This is a genomic window from Streptomyces sp. NPDC001568, assembly GCF_042893755.1.
In the GTDB taxonomy this organism is placed as follows: Bacteria; Actinomycetota; Actinomycetes; order Streptomycetales; family Streptomycetaceae; genus Streptomyces.
This window is the reverse complement of record NZ_JBIAVF010000005.1, coordinates 321,319-340,504: the sequence shown is the minus strand read 5'-3', so window position 1 is coordinate 340,504 and position 19,186 is coordinate 321,319. Positions and strand designations below refer to the sequence as shown.

At 72.6% G+C, this 19,186-nt stretch carries 7 protein-coding genes; 3 read left to right on the top strand and 4 right to left on the bottom strand.

Translation table 11 applies throughout. From position 1 onward, the window contains the following. The first annotated feature begins 58 nt into the window (after positions 1-58). Positions 59-1,096 (top strand): DUF4436 family protein, encoded by a 1,038-nt coding sequence (locus ACFY0I_RS11880; RefSeq protein WP_388893373.1) that lies wholly within the window; start codon positions 59-61, stop codon positions 1,094-1,096. Between the two features lie 212 nt (positions 1,097-1,308). On the opposite strand, the gene ACFY0I_RS11875 is transcribed toward ACFY0I_RS11880, so the two are convergent. Then, positions 1,309-2,481, bottom strand: a complete 1,173-nt coding sequence (locus ACFY0I_RS11875) for an alpha/beta hydrolase family protein (protein ID WP_388893371.1) — start codon at positions 2,479-2,481, stop codon at positions 1,309-1,311. A 443-nt stretch (positions 2,482-2,924) separates the two neighbouring features. Between ACFY0I_RS11875 and gyrB the strand changes: the two genes are divergently transcribed. Further along, complete coding sequence (gyrB, locus tag ACFY0I_RS11870; RefSeq protein WP_388893369.1) at positions 2,925-4,877, top strand: DNA topoisomerase (ATP-hydrolyzing) subunit B; 1,953 nt, start codon at positions 2,925-2,927, stop codon at positions 4,875-4,877. 77 nt (positions 4,878-4,954) lie between these two features. Here gyrB and ACFY0I_RS11865 read toward each other — a convergent pair whose 3' ends face one another. After that, the gene (locus ACFY0I_RS11865; protein WP_388893367.1) at positions 4,955-5,167 is read right to left on the bottom strand and encodes an MbtH family protein; all 213 of its coding nucleotides are present in this window, start codon (positions 5,165-5,167) and stop codon (positions 4,955-4,957) included. Positions 5,168-5,327: 160 nt separating this feature from the next. Here ACFY0I_RS11865 and ACFY0I_RS11860 point away from each other — a divergent pair, with 160 nt between their 5' ends. Beyond that, positions 5,328-6,437: an alpha/beta hydrolase-fold protein gene (locus ACFY0I_RS11860; RefSeq protein ID WP_388893365.1), complete on the top strand. Its 1,110-nt coding sequence runs from the start codon at positions 5,328-5,330 to the stop codon at positions 6,435-6,437. Between the two features lie 15 nt (positions 6,438-6,452). Here ACFY0I_RS11860 and ACFY0I_RS11855 read toward each other — a convergent pair whose 3' ends face one another. Next, positions 6,453-8,153 carry an ABC transporter ATP-binding protein gene (locus ACFY0I_RS11855; protein ID WP_388893363.1) on the bottom strand — a complete coding sequence of 567 codons (1,701 nt, stop codon included), beginning with the start codon at positions 8,151-8,153 and terminating at the stop codon, positions 6,453-6,455. Next, a complete protein-coding gene (locus tag ACFY0I_RS11850) occupies positions 8,140-19,164 on the bottom strand; it encodes an amino acid adenylation domain-containing protein (RefSeq protein ID WP_388893361.1) in 11,025 nt (3,674 codons plus the stop codon). Before ACFY0I_RS11850 ends, ACFY0I_RS11855 begins: the two co-directional genes overlap by 14 nt. Between the last annotated feature and the right edge of the window lie 22 nt (positions 19,165-19,186).

Below are 19,186 nucleotides of genomic sequence, written 5' to 3'. Positions count from 1 at the left end.
CCACACCACCGGACCCCTCCGCCTGGCGCCCGTCACGGGCCTCCCGCAGCATCGGATCATGGCCGACGGTGACGAGTGGGTGGGCCCGGCCGGACGGGAGACCGCGGCCCGGCAGTTGCGCCGGGGCGTGGACGTCGTCCAGGACGTGAGCCGGCGCGGCGCCGAGCTGCCGTGGCGGACCCTGGTGATCTTCCTCGTCGTCGTCGCGGTGGTGTGCGGCGCGGGGATCGCCCTGTACTTCGACGAGCGCAACACCCGTCAGCAGACCGTGGTCGTCGGCCCCCAACAGGCCGGCGACCGGATCGACGTCCACGCCGACGTCCAGCGCACCGACCCGGTGCTGCGCCAGATCACCCTGCGGGTCACCCTCACTCCGTTCGGCCGCTACGAGGGTCCCGACGGGTACCCCACCCAGGACCTCACCCTGTACGCGAACACCACCGGAGCGCAGGAACTCCAGTTCCCGGCGGGCAGCGGGCTGTGGGTGCGGGACATCCAGGTGCCCCTCTCGGACGGCGCGTCCTCGGACTACCCGTTCGACAAGTACACGGCCGACTTCGCGTTCGCCGCGACGGCCGGTTCCTTGGACACCCGGGTGCCGGTCGTCCTGCGCCTGCACGACCAGGACCCGAACTTCGCGTACAAGAACGGCGACGGCTCCTACGAGGGTCAGGCCGTCTACCTGACCAGTGAGGTCAGGCGCTCGCGCAGCACCTTCATCCTCGCCTGGTTCATGATCGCCGCCATGTGGGCGGTCGCCCTCGCGATCGTCACCGCATGCTGGCTGGTGGTCGGGCAGCGGCGCGGCCTGCTCTGGCCGGCGCTCGGCTGGATGGCCGCCAGCCTCTTCGCCCTCGTCGGTCTGCGCAACGCGGCGCCGGGCTCGCCGCCCAACGGCTGTCTGCTCGACTACCTCGCGTTCTACTGGGCCGAGGCGCTGATCGTCCTCAGCCTCACCGTGCTCGTCTTCCACGGCATCCGCATCGAACACGGCCTCGGCGGCCCGGTCACCGACCCCCGGCAGGACGCGGCGACCCGACGGCGCCGTCCGGCCCGCCGGCGCGGCGTCCCGGCGGGCCACCGCCACCGCTCCTGACCGGACGCCGCACCGCGCGGGCGGGCCGGGCCGTCTCCCGCGGATCCTGCCGGTCGGGTCAGGATCCGGACGAGCCGGCCGGGGTACGGGCGTCGTCGGAAGGGGTCGGCATGGGCGTGGCTCCTCGGGTCGGTGGGCGGGCGGACCGGACGGGCGCGGTGGGGAGCCGGGAGCGCGGGGGGGCCGTTGCCGGGACGCCCCCGCGCCGGGTCTCAGCCGCGGTGGAACACGACCTCCGGGTCGGCCGGCGTCGGGCCGTTCAGCCGGGGCGCGGGCAGCCCGCGCAGGTGGAGGTCGAAGAAGTCGCCGACGTAGGCCCGCGTGATCTGCTGGGAGCGGGTGCCGGAGAGCGGCGTCTCCGGGTGGGCGTAGCCCACCTGGTCGCCGAGGACCGGCCAGTCGGTGAATCCGGGGTGGCCGACTCCGGTGACGGTCAGCCAGCGCTTCCAGCCGTCGAGTCGGGGCCAGGTGTCCTCCCAGGAGGTGTCCGGGAAGTCCGGCGGCAGCAGGGCGGGGTCACCGGCCAGCATCAGGAAGGGGCGTCCTGCGAGCCCGCCCTGCGGCACCGGCGTGAAGAACGTGCCGTCCATGTTGACCCCGGCGTCGACGCGCGGGTCCACGGCCATGGTCGCCGAGGCCGCCGCGCCGCCGATGGAGTGGCCGGCCATGCCCACGTGGCGGGGGTCGATGAGCCGGGAGTACCGCCAGGCGGGGTGCGGCCCGGTGAGGCGGTCGAGGACGAACGGGATGTCCCGGGCCCGGCCGTCGGAGACCCGGTGGAGGGAGCCGTCGGGGAACACCTGCTCGCAGGCCTTGCAGGTGAGCAGCCTCCCCCCGGGGAAGACGGTGCCGTCCGACTCGTAGGCGTGGTCCACCGCCGCCACGACGTAGCCGCGGGCGGCGAGGTCCTCGGCCAGCACGCTCAGCGAGGCGCGCGGCATCGTGAAACCGGGCGAGAGCACGATCAGGGGGTAGCGCTGCGCGGAGGGGCGGGGCAGGGCGCCGGCGCGGGACTGCGTACGGGTGGCGGCTACGCGCTCGGGCGTGACGTACTCGCCCAGTTGCCCCCGGTCGGTCAGCAGGGCCTTGGCCTCCGGGACGCTCAGGTAGGGCGCGGGGGTGCCGGTGTGCGCGAGCGCCGGGTAGTACAGGGAGAGCAGGAGTTCCCGGTCGGCGGTGGGGACCCAGGGGTCCTTGCGGTCCCGGTCGACCAGGTGCAGGGTGTCGCGGCCCACGGCGAAGGCGCCGGTGGTGCGCGGGAGTTCGAGCCTGGTGGACTCCCCGGGCGGTGCGGCGGTGGCCGCGGCGGGGGGCGCGAGCGTGACGGGCGCGGTGAGGGCCAGGCCGGCCGCCACGGCCGTCAACGCGCGGATGATCTTCTTCATGCCCGCATCCTAGACAGACTTAGGTCAGCCTTACCTAACTCATTCCGCAAGGCACCGCACACTTCGCGCCACCACCCCACAGCCGCCCCCCAAGGGGGGAAGCTCCAGATGCCCCTCTGCCGCGCCAGTGGCGCACAGACCTGGAGGGGATCGACCACAAGCATCATAATCCGCTGAACGGGCACACAGGCACCTTCCCGGCCTCATTCACAGACCAACCCACTGTCCTTAAAACCGTTCTGAGGGTGTGCCAAGGATGGCGGAGATCGTAAACTTTGGCGAAGTCGACGGGCCGCCCGGACGTCGATCCGACCGTGCGCGCCCTCGGCTGGCGGACCCCCGACCGCCACCGCAACTGCCGCTCGCCACCACCCCCTTGACCTGACACGCTCCGACCCGTTCGGTCGGCGGCGTGCTCCGTGCTGCGCCCCGAGGAGTACTCCGTGACCCTTTCCGACAACCGGACCACCACCGCCCCCTACGACGCGGGAGCGATCACCGTCCTGGACGGGTTGGACCCGGTACGGCTACGACCGGGCATGTACATCGGGTCCACCGACGAACGGGGCCTGCACCACCTGGTGTACGAGGTGGTGGACAACGCCGTCGACGAGGCACTGGCGGGCGTCGCGGACACCATCGAGGTGACGGTGCTGGCCGACGGCGGGTTGCGGGTGACGGACAACGGGCGCGGCATTCCCGTCGACGTCGTGGCCTCGGAGGGGCGGCCGGCGCTGGAGGTGGTGATGACCGTCCTGCACGCCGGCGGCAAGTTCGGCGGAGGCGGCTACCAGGTGTCGGGCGGACTGCACGGCGTGGGGCTGTCGGTGGTCAACGCACTGTCCACGCGGGTGGTGGCCGAGGTGCGCAAGGACGGGTACCGGTACAGCCAGACCTTCAGGGGCGGTGCGCCCGTGGCGCCGCTCCAACGCCATGAGGCGACGGCGGCGACCGGCACCAGCATCACCTTCTGGGCCGACGAGACGATCTTCGAGACCACCGACTACGCCTACGAGACGCTCGCGCGGCGTTTTCGGGAGGTGGCGTTCCTCAACCAGGGCCTGACGGTGGGGCTGCGCGACGAACGACCCGGGGCCCGGGAGCCGCTGCGGTACCGGTTCGACGGGGGCATCTCCGACTTCGTCGACCATCTGAACGCCCGCAGGGGCGATCCCGTCCACCCCGGCGTCATCTCCTTCCGGGCCACCGATCCCGAACGCGTCCTGTCCGCGGAGGTGGCCCTCCAGTGGAACGCGGGCTACCAGAGCGACGTCCACTCCTTCGCCAACGCCATCCGTACCCACGGCGGCGGCACGCACGAGGAAGGGTTCCGCGCCGCGATCACCGCCCTGGTGAACAAGTACGCCCGGGAGAAGAGACTGTTGCGCGAGAAGGACGACAACCTCACCGGCGACGACGTCCGCGAGGGGTTGACGGCGGTCATCTCGGTCAAGCTGGGCGAGCCGCAGTTCGAGGGCCAGACGAAGGACAAGCTCACCAGCACGCAGGCCAAGGCGTTCCTGCAAAGGGTCGTCCAGGAGCACCTTGCGGACTGGTTCGACCGGCATCCCGACGCGGCCGGTGACATCGTGCGCAAAGCCGTGTCGGCCGCGACCGCCCGGGCCGCCGCGCGCAAGGCGCGCGACATCACCCGCCGCAAGGGACTTCTCGAATCGGCCACGCTGCCGGGCAAGTTGTCCGATTGCCGGTCGAACGAACCGACCGAGTGCGAGATCTTCATCGTCGAGGGTGACTCCGCCGGCGGTAGCGCGAAGTCCGGCCGCAACCCGACGCACCAGGCCATCCTGCCGATCCGCGGCAAGATCCTGAACGTCGAGAAGGCCCGGATCGACAAGATCCTCCAGAACACCGAGGTCCAGGCGCTGATCAGCGCCTTCGGTACCGGTGTGCACGAGGACTTCGACATCGAGAAGCTCCGCTATCACAAGATCATCCTGATGGCGGACGCCGACGTCGACGGCCGGCACATCAACACCCTGCTGCTGACCTTCCTGTTCCGCTTCATGCGGCCCCTCATCGAGGCCGGGCACGTGTATCTGTCCCGACCCCCGCTCTACAAGATCAAATGGAGTCGGGACGACATCCGGTACGCGTATTCCGACGGGCACCGCGACAGCGTCCTGGACCACGGCCGGCTACACGGCAAGCGGCTGCGGGACGACACCGTCCAGCGCTTCAAGGGGCTGGGCGAGATGAACGCCGAGGAGCTGCGCGTCACCACCATGGACGCGGACCACCGCGTCCTCGGGCAGGTCACCCTGGAGGACGCCGCGTTGGCCGACGAGCTGTTCTCGGTGTTGATGGGAGAGGACGTCGAGGCCCGACGCTCCTTCATCCGGCGCAACGCCGATGACGTCCGGTTCCTCGACATCTGAGGCCGCCGCGCCGCGCCGGAGGGCGGCGGGTCACCGGACCACCGGGCCGGTGGACCTGGCGGGCCCGCGCCTCGTGGTCAGGTGTCCGTCGATCGTGCGAGGGAGCGCGGGCGCAGGTCCGTCCAGTGGGTCTCGACCCAGTCCAGGCACGCCTGCCGGGTGTCCTCGCCGAAGGCGGTGCTCCAGCCGCCCGGCACCTCGGCGAAGGACGGCCAGAGCGAGTGCTGGCCCTCCTCGTTCACCAGGACCAGGAAGCGGCCTTCGGCATCGTCGAATGGGTTGGTGCTCACGTCCAGTGCCTCCTCGGGCCCCCCGTCGGGGGGTGGACCTTCAAGGGAAGGAAACGTCATGCTTAGGTTAGGCTCGCCTAACGAGCCGAGCTTAGCGTTCTCCCCTTGCCCCTCACAAGGAGACCTCGATGCGCCTCGTGACCGCATGCAGGGCCCGGCCGTGAGCGGCCGCGCCTTCGACCCCGGAGCCTCCCCGGGAGGACCCTTCGCCACGTTCGGCCTGCCCGGCACACCCGGCACGGACGGGTTCTGGGCGGCGGCCGGAGCCCCCGCGTCCGTGCGGTCCGAAAGCGGCTGGGTAACCCTGTTCCTGTGGCGCGGCTCCCCCGCGCGCCTCGACTTCGAGAGCTGGTCGCCCTCGCTGCCCCTGCGCCGGTGGGGCGACTCGGACTGCTGGTACGCCGAAGTGCCCATGCCGACCCGGCTACGGGTGACCTACCGGTTCCTCGCCGGCGACGCCGCGTACGCCGACGCGCTCAACCCCGCGGGCGCCGGCGGGAACTGGTCCGTCGCCGCCACCCCCGACACCCCGGCGCAGCCGCACTGGCCCGCCGTCGGAGCGGACGACGTGCTGCCGCTGCCGAGCACCCGGATCCGCTGGACCAGCCGACGGCTCGGCGGCCGGCGCACCGTACGGGCGCACCCGTCGGGCGGCGGCGGACCGCTGGTCCTGCTGCTCGACGGGGACGACTGGCTGTACCGGCATCCGGCCGTGACCGCCTTCGACTCGGCCGTGGCGAGCGGCGCCGTACCTCCCGTCACGCTCGTCTTCCTGCCGACCCGGGACCGGGAGGCCGAGTTCGGGTGCCGGCCGCAGCTGTGGCAGGCCGTACGGGACGAACTGCTGCCGCTGGTCGTGGACAGCGGCGTACCCGCGGACGGGGACCGGCTGGTGGTCGCCGGGCAGAGCCTCGGCGGGCTGAGCGCGGTGTACGCGGCGCTGGAGTTCCCCGAGCTGGTGTCCCGCGTGGCCTGCCAGTCGGGGTCGTTCTGGTGGACGCCGGACGCCGCCGGACTCGCGGACCCGTTGGGCGGCCCGGTCGGTGGAGTCGTCGCCGCACGCCTACGGGAGCGTCCCGACCTGTCCGGCCTGCGGGTCGCCTTCGACGTGGGGGAACACGAAACGCGGATGCTGCCGCACTGCGAGCTGACGGAGGCCCTGGCCGAACGGGCCGGGGCGACCGTGCACGTCTCACGGTCGCCCTCGGGCCACGATCGGGCGGGGTGGCGGCACGCCCTGCTCAGGGACGTCGCCCGGGTGCTCGCGTAGCGGGCCTCCGGCCGGTCAGCGGGCGACCGCCGCGCAGTAGTCCTCGTCGCCGGCGAGCAGGTTCCGGTGGGTGTCCTCGGCCGTGATGACGCCGTCGTCGAGCACCAGGACCCGGTCGGCGGCGTCCAGGAGGGCCGGGCTGCTGGTGATCACGACGGTGGTCCGGCCGCGGCGCAGCGCGGCGAGGTTGCGGGCGATGAGCTGCTCGGTGACCGCGTCGACGGCCGTCGTCGGGTCGTGCAGGACGAGGACGTCGGTGTCGGCGGCGAGGGCGCGGGCCAGGGACAGCCGTTGGCGCTGGCCACCGGAGAGGTTGGCGCCGCGGTCGCGGACGCCGTGGTCGAGCCCCTCGCGGTGGAGGGCGACGACATCGGTCAGCATGGACGCCTCGACTGCCTCGGGGACCGTACGGCTGGTGCCCGTCGGGTCGATGTTCGTCCGGAGGGTGCCCGCGAAGATCTCCGCCTCGTACGGGTTCACCAGCATGTGCGCCCGCACCGCCTCGATCGACAGGTCGCCGATCTCCCGCTCGCCGAGCCGTACCACCCCGTCGTAGGCGTCGGGCGGGACCCGCACGGACAGGATCGCGGCGAGGTCGGCCGCGGCACGCGGTTGGTAGGCCGTGATCGCCACGAACTCCCCCGCCGACACCCGGAACTTGAGCTCGTGCAGCACCCCGTACCGGACGCAGTCGATGTCCAGGGACCCGCCCGCTGTCGGGCGGTGCGGTCCCGGGGTGGTGACCGGCGGGGCGGCCAGCACGAGCGCCATCCGCTGCGCCGAAGCCCGCGCCATCATCACGTACTTGGGCATGTCCGAGAACATCTTGAGCGGCTCCATGATGAACTGGGCCAGCCCCACGGCCATCACGAGTTCACCGATGGTGATCTGCCGGTCGAACGCCAGCCAGCCGGCCGTCAGCGTCACGGTGGCGGCGAGGAGGGCGTTCAGGGCCATGGCGGTGCCCGCGTAGGCGCCGTTCGCCATGGCCACGGTGACCGCTTGGTGCCTCGCCTCCGTACTGACCTTGCGATAGGACGCGAACGCCGCGTGGTTGCCGCCGAATCCGTGCAGCGGGCGCAGGCCGGTGATCAGGTCGGCGACCTTCGCACCGGCCCTCGCCACCCGGGCCTGTTGTTCCCGGGTGCTGGATCCGATCCGCTTCGACATCACGCTGAGGACCAGCAGGATCGCGACGGTACCCACGATCACCAGCAGACCGAGCCGGCCGTCGGCCAGTCCCAGGGCGATCGCCGCGATCAGCACGGCGACCAGCGAACTGATCAGGAGCGGCACCACCTCGATGATGTCGGCGGTCTGGTCGGCGTCCTCGGTGGCGATGGTCAACACCTCGCCGGACTTCAGGCCGGTGTCCCGGGGCACCGGTTGGAGTCCGCAGTCCGCGACCCCGACGCGCCAGCGGTGCGCCTCGGTCGTGTTGGCCTTCTGCAGGACGCGCATGCCGAACCGCCACGACAGCGACACGGTCGTGATGATCACGGCCAGCGCGCCGATCGACAGGGCGAGGGCGCCCGGGGATCGGTCCTGCATGGTGTGCTCGACGATCAGGCCGAGCGCGATGGGGAACGCGGTCTCACCGGCCTGGTAGAGGCCCATGAGGACGGTTCCCCAGAGCATGGCTCCGAGGTTGCGGCGCAGCGCCGTCCGGAGGATGTCGGACCCCGTACGGGGCCTCGGGATGTCATGAGTTGTCATCGAGGTGGCGCGCAATCGCTTCCGGGGTTCGCAGGGTGAACAGGTCTCGAACGGTGACCACTGGGCCGTACTCACGGCGCAGCAGTCCGATCAGTCGCACCGCCAGCATGGAGTGTCCTCCCAGGGACACGAAATCGCTCACCGCGCTCACCTCCTCGTCGTCCAGGTCGAGTGCCTCGGCGAAGAACTCGCAGACGGTGGTCTCCGTGACGGTCCCGGGGCCGCGCTCCCCCGCCGTGGTCAGCGCGCCGAGCGGTTTGGCCTCCGGCAGGGCCTTGGTGTCGGCCTTGCCGTTGACCGTGAGCGGAATGCTCCCCACCCGGGCGTAGTGGGTGGGGCGCAGGAAGTCCGGCAACCCGGCGCCGACCTCGGCGGCGACGGCGGCGAGTGCGGCGGCGCCGGGGTCGTCGCCGAGGTCGCCCTGCCCGTCGCCCCCGCCGTCGCCCCCGCCGTCGCCGTTGCCGAGCACGAGGTAGGCGGCCAGTCGGTGGGTGCCGTCGACCTGGGGGTCGGCTTGGGCGACGGCCGCGACGAACCGTACGGCGGGGTGCGCGGCGAACGCGGCCTCGACCTCGCCCAGTTCGACGCGGTGTCCCCTGATCTTGACCTGCTGATCGGTCCGGCCCAGGTACATCAGGTTGCCGTCGGGACGTCGGACGACCAGGTCGCCGGTGCGGTACATGCGCTCGCCGGGCGGGCCGAAACGGCAGGCGACGAAGCGGTGCGCGGTCTGCGCGGGCTGTCCGAGGTACCCGCGGGCGATGCCGACGCCCGCCACGTACAGCTCGCCGGGCACCCCGTCGGGCAGGGGGCGCAGCCAGGGGTCCAGGACGTGGACGTCGGTGTTGTCGATCGCCACGCCCACGACCGGGTCCTGGCACTCGAACGTGCCGACGCCGAGGGTGTTGATGGTGTACTCGGTGGGCCCGTACAGGTTGTAGCCGACCGTGCCCTCGGTGGTGGCGAGCCGCCGCCACAGCGTGGGGGTGACGGCCTCGCCGCCCAGGAGGACCAGGGCCGGCCGGTGCGCCCGGTCGTCGAGGAGGCCCTCGGCGACCAGTTGCTGGGCGTAGGTCGGGGTCACGTTGATGACGTCGATCCCGTGCCGCAGGCAGTACTCGACGAGGCGGGGGGCGTCGCGGCGCAGTTCCTCGTCACAGACGTGCACCTCGTGGCCGTCGGCGAGCCACAGCAGTTCCTCCCACGACATGTCGAAGGCGAAGGACACGGTGTGCGCGATCCGCAGGACGCGGTGGCCGTGTTCCGCCAGGACCGGTTCGAAGATCCGACGCCGGTGGTTGATCAGCATGTTGGTGAGCCCGGCGTACTCGGTCACCACGCCCTTGGGCCGGCCGGTCGAGCCGGAGGTGTAGATCGTGTAGGCGGGGTGGCGGAGCCGGTGGGGGTCGTCCGGAGCGAACGTCACGAGCGGCTCGGCCTCGGGGAGGGGCCGGTCGAGCTCGATCAGGGCGCCGGTCGGGGTGTCGGTGACGGCGCGGGTGAGGCGGGGGGTCACGGAGCTCACGGTGAGGACGGCGTCCGGGCGGGCGTCCGCGACGATGGCCGCGATCCGCTCGTCCGGGTGGTCCAGTTCCAACGGGACGTACGCGGCGCCCGTGCGCAGCACGGCGAACAGCGCCACGATCGAGTCGAGGGAGCGCGGGAGCGCGAGGGCCACGGTGTTCTCGGGGCCGATGCCGCGCCGGGCGAGCACGCCCGCGACCGCGCGGCTGCGGTCCCGGAGCAGGCCGAAGGTCATGGTCCGGCCGTCGGCGACGAGGGCGACCCGCGCCGGATCGCGGTCCGCCGCCCGGTCGAAGCGGTCGACCACGGTGTCCGTGCCCACGTCCGTGCGCGCGGCGGGCCGGGGGTCGGGGGCCGGGCCCCGCAGGGCGCCCAGCGGTCCGGTCCATCCGGACAGGTCGTCCAGTAGGCGCAGGTACTCGTCGAGGAGGCGGCGGGCGCCGGGGGCGTCGGCGTCACGGTGTTCCAGTTTGACCGTGAGCCGCTCCCCGGGGGTGACGACCCAGGTGAAGGGGTAGTGGGTGGAGTCGTCGGCGCGGACCGCGGTGATGCCGTGGCGGGCGTTCATCGCGGCGAACGCGTCCATGTCCAGGAAGTTCTGCAGGACGAACAGGTTGTCGAACAGGGCGTCGTGTCCGCCGGCGCGCTGGATCTCGCCGAGCCCGAGGTGCTCGTGCTCCATCGCGGCGACCCTGGCCTCCTGAACCCGCGCCAGGTACGTCCGGACCGTGTCCGCGGGGCGGGCCCGGGTCCACATGGGCACGGTGTTGAGGAGCACACCGACGATGTCGGACAGTCCCTCGCCCTCCCGGCCGGAAACGGTCACGCCGAACACGGCGTCGGCGCGGCCCGTGCGGGCGCCCAGCAGGAGACCGAAGGCGCCGGTCAGCAGCGAGTTCAGGGTGACGCCGTGGGCCCGGGCCGCTGCCCGCAGCAGCCCCGAACGCTCGGCGGAGAGCGTGTGGACGATGGTGCCCGGCAGGCCGTCCGGGAGGCTCGGCGCCGGTCCGGCGAGCAGTGTCGGTCCGGGCAGGCCGCTCAGGTGCTCCGCCCAGAAGCGTTCCGACGGGGCGGGGTCCTTGGCGGCGAGGGCGCGGGCGTGGTCCTCGAAGCCCGGCGCCGCCGGGGTCGGCGCCGTCAACCGGCCGGCGATCGCCTGCTGGTAGGCGTCGAACAGGTCCCGCAGCACGATCTCGCGGGACCAGCCGTCCCACAGCAGCAGGTGGTAGCTGAGCAGGAGCCCGTCCCGGCCGTCGGGGCGGCGGATGACGGTCAGCCGGATCAGTGGCGGCCGGTCGAGGTCGAATCCGGTGTCGCGGTCCCGGGCGAGCAGGGTGTCGACCTCCGCGTCCGTCGACAGGGTGACCGTGCGGACGTCGACCCGCCGGCCCGCGCCGAGGACCTGGACCGGGTTGCCGTCGTCATCGGTGGTGAACCCGGCGCCGACGACCGGGTGCCGTGCGATCACCCAGGCCATCGCCTCGGCCAGCGCGTCGGTGTCCAGGCGGCGGTCGAAGGTGAAGTGGCTCTGCGCGACGTAGTGTCCGGCCGGGCCCGCCATCTGGGCCTGGAAGAACAGTCCCCGTTGGAGCGGGGTGACCGGCGCGAGGCGCTCGGCCCTCGTCGCGGCGTCGGCGAGGGCCGCCAGCGCGGCGGACCAGTGACCGGTGATCGCGTCGGGTACGCCGTCGGCGAGGGTGAAGACCGCGTGCAGGCTTCCGGTGTCCGCGTCGGTCCACGCGTTGACCTCGACGGCGTACGGACTGCCCCGGTCGCCCCCGCCGATGCGCGGGGCACGGGACTCGGCGCCCCTGCCGAGGTAGTTGAACAGCACCTGCGGGCGGGCCGTGAGCAGCGGGGCCGTCTGCGGGTCGAGGTACCTCAGCCGGCCGTAGGCGGCGTGCGCCCGCTCGTCGGGCTGTCGGGCGGCGAGCTCGCGGGCGGCCGCGACGGGGTCGGTGTGCGCCGTGAGCCGTACGGGCGCGATGGAGGTGAACCAGCCGACCGTGCGGCTGTAGTCGTGGTCGGGCCGGGCGGGTACCCGGCCGTGTCGCTCCAGTTCGATCGTGAGGTCGGTGGGTGTGGGCTGGACGTGTGTCAGGGCGGTGCGCAGGGCGCCGCAGAGCAGTTCGGTGAGGCCGATGCCGAGCGCGGCGGGCGCGGTGCGGGTGACCAGGTCGCTCACCGCGGCCGGTAGGACGGTCGTGGTCTCGCGGAGCGCGCCGCCGCCGAGGGCGGCCGGCAGCGGGGGTGCCTGGAGCGTGGTGATCCAGTGCCCGAGGTCATCGATGTCGTGGGCGGATCCTTGGGCGAGCGCCGCCGCGTACGCGGCGTACGAGGTGGTCGGCGCCGGCAGGGGCGTGCCGTGCAGGGCGGTGGTCAGGTCGTCCAACAGGATCAGCCAGGACACCGCGTCGACGGCCAGGTGGTGGACGGTGACCACCAGGGTCCGGCTCGCCTCCAGCCAGGCGAACGCGATGACCTCGCCGGCCTCGGGGTCGAGGTGTCCGGCGGCCTCGTCGGCGACGGTCGTCGCGTCGGCGGTGCCCGCCGGACCGCTGGTGTCGGGGCGGGTGACGGTGACCTCGCGGGTGGGTTCGGTGCCCAGGGCCCAGACCCCGTGTTCGACGCGCAGTCGCATCCGGAGCGCGGGGTGCGCGGCCACGACGGCTTCGGCGGCGCGGCACACCGCGGGGAATCCGATGCCCTCGGCCACCGTCAGCGTCCTGGCCTGGGCGAACCGGATGAGGGAGCCGCCGAGGTCCCGCCGGCGCAGGATGATCGGCGTCGGGGTCAGCGGGCCGTCCTCGTGCAGCGCGGGCAGGGCCGGCGCCGCCTCGGGTGCGTTCGTCGCCAGGTGGGCGGCGAGGGCGCGCGGGGTCCTGAGCAGGAACACGTCCCGCGGGGCGATCGCGAGGCCCTGCGCCCTGGCCCGGTTGACGACGGTGATGGCGAGGATGCTGTCGCCGCCCGCCCGGAAGAAGTCGCAGTCCGCGTCCACGGCGGTGCCGGGCAGCGTCTCGGTGAAGATGTCGACGAGCGCGGCGAGCGCGGTGGGTGCGGGACCGCTCGGGGGTACCGGCGGCTCCTGCCGGGCGGCCCGCTCGGTGAGGGCCTTGCGGTCCAGTTTGCCGTTGACCGTCAGTGGGAGGGCGTCCACGGGCAGGGTACGGCCGGGCACCATGTGCGCGGGCAGCTTCGCGGACAGCAGGGCGGTGAGGTCGTCGGGGAGCCGGCCCACGACGTGCGCCACCAGGTGGTCGCCGCTTTCCGCCACGGTGACGGCCGCGTCGACGACGCCGTCGAGTCCCCTGATCGCGGACTCCACCTCGCCGAGCTCGATGCGGAAACCCTTGAGCTGTACCTGGTCGTCGGCGCGGCCGACGAACTCCAGTTCACCGTCGAGCGTACGGCGGGCCAGGTCGCCCGTGTGGTACATGCGGGAGCCGTCCCCGGCGAACGGATCGGCCACGAACCGGCTCGCGGTGAGCGCCGACCGGCGCAGGTAGCCGAGCGACACCTGGTCACCGGCCACGTACACGGCACCCTCCCGGCCCGGTGGCACCGGGCGGAGCCGGTCGTCGAGGAGGTGGGTGACGAGGCCGGGGACGGGGGCGCCGATCGGGCTGACGTCGTCGTCGCGGTCGAAGTCCTCGTCGGTCAGGACCCGGTGGGTGACGTGGACGGTGGTCTCCGTGATGCCGTACATGTTGACCAGCTCGGGAGTGGCGGTGCCGTGTCGCTCGACCCAGCCGCGCAGCCGCGCCAGGTCCAGCGCCTCCCCTCCGAAGATGATCCGGCGCAGGGCGGTGTCCGGTGCGCCGGCGTGCCGGTCGGCTTCGATGAACTGGTGGAACGCCGACGGCGTCTGGTTCAACACCGTCACCCCGCGTTCGCGCACCAGACGGTGGAAGTCGACCGGGGAGCGGGTCAGTCCGTGGTCCGGCACCAGGAGTTCGCTGCCGTGGGCCAGCGCGCCCCACAGCTCCCAGACCGCGAAGTCGAAGGAGTACGAGTGGAACTGGACCCATACGTCGTCCGGGCCGAAGTCCATGTCGGACCAGGTGTTCGCGAGCAGGGTGACCACGGCGGAATGCGGGACGACGACGCCCTTGGGTCGGCCGGTGGAGCCGGACGTGTAGATCACGTACGCCGGATCGTGCCAACCCGCACCGGGCACGGGACCGGGCGCGGCGGCGGTCGGCGCGGACCGGTCCCCCTGCACGAACACCCGGGCCGGTACACCCGCCCGGTCCAGCAGTTCCGTGAACCGCTCCCGCTGTTCCCGGTCCACGAGGACGACCTGCGGGGCGGCGTCGGCGAGGATGTACTCGAGTCGTTCGTCGGGGTAGGCGGGTTCCAGCGGTACGTACGCGCCGCCCGCGGTGACGACGGCGATCAGGGCGGTGACCTGCTCCACGGAACGCGGTACGGCGACGGCGACGCGCTCGCCCGGCCGCACTCCGACCGAGAGCAGCTCGGACACCAACGCGTCGCGGGCGGCGGCCAGTTGCCCGTAGGTCAGGGAGCGGCCGGCCCCGTCGAGCGCGCAGTGGGTGACGGCGGTGGCGTCCGGGTCGCGACGGGCGGCGGCGTCGAAGAGCGCGCCCAGCGTGGTCGGGGTGATCCGTGCGGGACGCCGGGTCCCCTCGGGGGCCGGGGCGGCGACCGTGGCGTCCGGTCGGGCCAGCAGCTCGGTGAGGGTGTGGGTGAAGCCGGCGAGGAGGGTGTGGGCGGTGGACTCGCGGACGAGGGCGGCGTCGTGGATGAGGTTGAAGCGCGGGCGGCCGTCGCGGGTGCGTTCCACCACGAGCGTGAGGGGATAGTGCGGGGCGCCCTCGTTGGTGATCGCGGTGATGGCGAGGGTGTCCTCGGGACGGCGCAGGGCTTCGAGGTCGGTCGCCACGTCGAACACCACCAGGGTATCGAAGAGGGGTCCGGCGCCGCTGCGGCGGCTGATCCGCGCCAGGGAGACGTGTTGGTGCGGCTGCACCGCGCTCTGGTGTTCCCGTACCGAGGCGAGCAGTTCGCGTGCCGTGGTGGCCCCGGTCCATCGGGCGCGCACGGGGATCGTGTTGATGAACAGGCCCACCATGTCCTCGATGCCGGGCACGTCGGCGTCGCGCCCGGAGACGGTGGAGCCGAACACGACGTCCCGCGTGCGCAGGACACCGCCCAGGGTGAGTGCCCACGCGCTGTGCACGGCGACGCTGAGCGGCACTCCGGCCGAGCGGGCGGCCTCGTCGATGTCGTCGTCCGGTTCCACGGTCGCGTCGGCGAACCGGTCGGAGGGCGCTCGCCCTTCGGCGACCAGGGACGGGCCGGGCAGGCCGGCGAGTTGTGCGTGCCAGACCCGGTCGCCCTCGTGCTCGTCGCGGGCGGCCAGCCATCGCACGTAGTCGGAGAAGCCGCCGCGCGGGTAGCCGGTACCCGGGGCGTGGTACTCGGTCAGCAGCGCGCGGAGCATCGGCGGCACGGACCAGCCGTCGGCGATGATGTGGTGGACGGTCTGCACCAGGACCTGCCGGCCCGAGCCGGCGCGGATGAGGGTGTAGCGCATGAGGGGGCCGGCGGCCAGGTCGAAGCCGGCGCGGCGGTCCCGTTCGGCGTGGTCGCGGATCTCCTCGTCGGTGATGCCGGGCCGGTCCAGGGTGGTGAACGGGGCCCGCACGCCGTTCTCCAGGACGGATACCACCCGGCCGTCGGCGAGTGCGACGAACCGCGCGGCGAGGTTGGGGTGGAGGGTGAGCAGTCGGTCGGCCGCCGCCGCGAGCCGGTGCTCGTCCACCTCCCCTTCCAGGGTGAGGAGTTGCTGCTCGACGTAACGGCCGTCGGCGTCGTCGTCGAAGACCGAGTGGAAGTAGAGGCCCTCTTGCAGCGGGGTCAGCGGGAGGACGTCCCGCAGCGTCGGGCCGTCCAGTTCGTCGACGTCGGCCTGGGTGAGCTCCACCGGGGCGAAGTCGCTGGGCGAATGGCCGCCCGGGTGGAGGGCGGCCAGGGCGGCCAGTCCGGTGAGGGCGTCCCGGAAGTGGGCGCCGATGACGGAGACGTCCTCGTCGGTGAGCAGCCCGTCGGGCCAGGAGAGGGTGGTGGCCAGTTCGTGGGCGCCGGCCCCGGCGGGTTCCGCGATGGCGTTGAACTCCAGGGCGCGCGGTAGCCGCATCCGGGGATCGCGCCGCTCGCCCAACTGGTCTGTGGTGTGCGCGAGTTCCCAGTCGTTCGCACTGCCTGCCTCGAAGCGGCCGAGGTAGTTGAACAGGACCTGGGGTGCGGGGGTGTCGAACTCGGCGCCGGTCAGGTGCCGCAGGACTCCGTAGGAGAGGCCGTTTCGGGGGATCCGCGCGAGGTCTTCCTTGACCGCCTTGAGGGCGGCGGCCATCCGATCGGGGTCGGTGTGGTCGACGGCCGGGCCGGGGTCCACGGTCACCGGGAAGAGGGTGGTGAACCAGCCCACGGTGCGGGACAGTTCGGGCTCGAATCCGGCGGTGTCGGCCACGTACCGGCCTTCACGGCCGTGGCCCTCCAGCTCGATGTGGGCGAAGGTCTGCCGCTGCCCGAGGTCGCGGCGCCACCGCGCGAGGGTGACGGCGAGGGCGGTCAGCAGTACGTCGTTGACGCCCGCGTGGAACTTCGCGGGCAGCTCGCCCAGCAGGGCGGCCGTGATGTCGGCGTCGACCCGCACGGTCGTCGTCCGTTCGCGGGCGACGGTGTCGGTCGCCGCCAGCGCACGCCGGCCCAGCGGGGCGTCCGGTCCCGGCAGGGGACGCCGGTAGCCGGCGCGGTCCGGGTCGAAGGCGGCGCGCTCCAGCAGCTGGGTCCAGCGCCGGAACGACGTTCCCACGGGGGGCAGTTCGATCGGCGTGCCCGCGGTGAACCGGCGCCACGCGGTGGCGAGGTCCTCCATCAGGATCCGCCAGGACACGCCGTCGATCACGACGTGATGGGCGACGAGGACGAGTTGGCGGTCGTCGCGGCGCCAGACGGCCCGCAGCATGACGCCCCCGTCCGGGTCCAGTTCCTCGGTGGCGAGCGCGACGCACGCGTCGAGCGGCAGGTCGCTCTCCTGCCAGATCCGGGCGGCTGACCGGCCGGCCTCCGGGATCTCGAAGCTCCAGCGGTCGGCGCGCACCAGCCTGGCGCGCAGCATGTCGTGGCGTTGGAGCAGGGCGGTCAGGACCGCGTCGAGGGCGTCGGCCGTCAGGTCCGCCGGGGTGTTGAGCACCACCGACTGCACGAAGCCGTCGATCGCGTCCGTGGTCGCGCCGAGCCACCGCACGATGGGCGATCCGGCGACGGCGCCGGTGGCCACGTCGCCGTGGTCCACGGTGGTGGCGGCGCCACGGTTCGCGACCGCCGCCAGCGCCCCCACGACACTGTTCGTGAAGATCTGGCGTGCGGTGACGTGCAGGCCCTCGTCCCGCAACGCGCTCAGCAGGGAGATCGCCAGGATGCTGTCCCCGCCGAGCTGGAAGAAGTCCTGGTCGACGCCGACCTCGTCGAGGCGCAGGACGGTCGCGACCGCCGCGCACACGAGGCGCTCGTCGTCCGTGGCGGGCTGGGTCGTCGCGCCGGTCGTGGGCGCCGGCTCCGGCAGTGCGGTCCGGTCGATCTTGCCGTTCGCCGTGAGCGGGAACGCGTCCGTGACGACGATGTGGGCGGGCACCATGTGCTCCACCAGGTGCCCGGCGGCCCACGCCTTGACCTCGTCCGCCCTCAGTTCCTCGCTCCCCGCGGCCGGGATCACGTAGCCGACGAGGTAGGTTCCACCCGCCGTGTTCTTCTTCGCGACGACGCAGGTGTGCCGGACCCCGGGGTGTTCGGCGAGGCCCACCTCGACGTCCTCGAGCTCCAGGCGCATGCCGCGGATCTTGATCTGGTTGTCGGACCGGCCCAGGAAGTCGAGCGACCCGTCCGGGGCGTAGCGCGCGAGGTCACCGGTGCGGTACAGCCGGGAACCGTCGCGGGCGAAGGGGTTCGCGACGAACCGGGCCGCGGTCAGGGCGGGCGCGTTGACGTATCCGCGGCCCAGGAGGAAGCCGCCCACGTAGAGTTCGCCGCCCACGCCGACGGGGACGGGGCGGAGTTCGTCGTCGAGGACGTAGAGCTGGGTGTTGGGGTTGGCCTTGCCGATCGATGTCGAGAGCCGCTCCGCCGCGCCCCGGTAGATGACGTGCGAGACGCCGATCGTCGTCTCGGCCGGCCCGTAGCCGTGGTACATCGGTATGTCGAGCCGGGTGCGGAACCGCTCGTACAGCTCCGGGGTCAGTACCTCGCCGCCGCACCACACGTGCCGCAGGCTGTCCAGCCGGCCGGAGTCGCCCGCGATCTCCAGCAGGACGTCGAGCATGGACGAGACCAAGTACGTGAAGGTGACCCGCTGTTCGGCGATCACGGCGAGCAGGTGGTGCGGGTCGCGTTCGCCGCCGGGGCGCAGCACCACCAGCCTGCCGCCGGAGACCAGGGGCAGGAAGATCTCGTTGATGGAGATGTCGAACGAGAGCGGTGCCTTGAACAGCGAGGCGTCGTCGGGTCCGAAGCGGAGGATCTCGTCGACCTGCCACAGCAGGCGTTCGCTGATCGCTTCGTGGCGAATCATCGCGCCCTTGGGCCGGCCGGTCGAACCGGATGTGAAGATCACGTAGGCGAGGGAGTCGCCGGGGACGGCGGGTCCGGCGCCCTGGTCCGCGGGGGAATCGAACCGCCAGTCGCCGAGATCGACCGGCACGGCTTCCGGTTCATCGGGGGCGTGCTCACCGGAGGCGTTGAGCTGGAGGGCGACGCGGGCGTCGGCGATGACGACGGCCCGGCGCGCGGCCGGCCAGTGCGGGTCGAGGGGTACGAACGCGGCGCCCGCCCGGAGCACGCCGAGAAGGGCGATCACCATGTCGGCGGAACGGTCGAGCGAAATGCCGACGACCTGTTCGGCGCCTATGCCCCGATCAAGTAAATGGCGAGCCAACTGGCCCGATAATAAATCTGCTTGACGATATGTCAGCAAGCGATGCCCGTCGGTGATCGCGACCGCGTCCGGCCTGGTCCGGGCCTGTTCCAGGAACATCTCGACGATGGTCGGGCGGATCCGGTCGGCCCGGGTGTCGTTCCACCCGGCCAGGGTCTCGATCCGCCCCGCCACACCGGAGGGCCCGATGGTGGACACGGGCCGGTCCGGGAAGGCGGTGAGGTCGTCCAGGGCGAGTTGCGCGTCGGCGTGTACGACGCCTTCCGGAACGGCGATGCTCCGGCTGTCCGCGCCGACCTCCCATCCGGCCGGTGCGGCACCGCCGTTGTCCACCCATGCCAGGACGTCGACGAACAGGGTCCCCGGGGTGAGCTCCAGGCCTTCGGGGTCGCGGCCCGTGGCCCAGTACGACAGCCCGATGGCGCACGCCTCGGCGATGGTCCGGTCGCAGTGGTCACCGGTTCTCCGGCGCACATCGGCCAGGCGCGTCGCGGAGAGCAGTACGTGACGAGCTGTCGGTTCCGTCATCGGAGACTCAACGTCCTTTCCG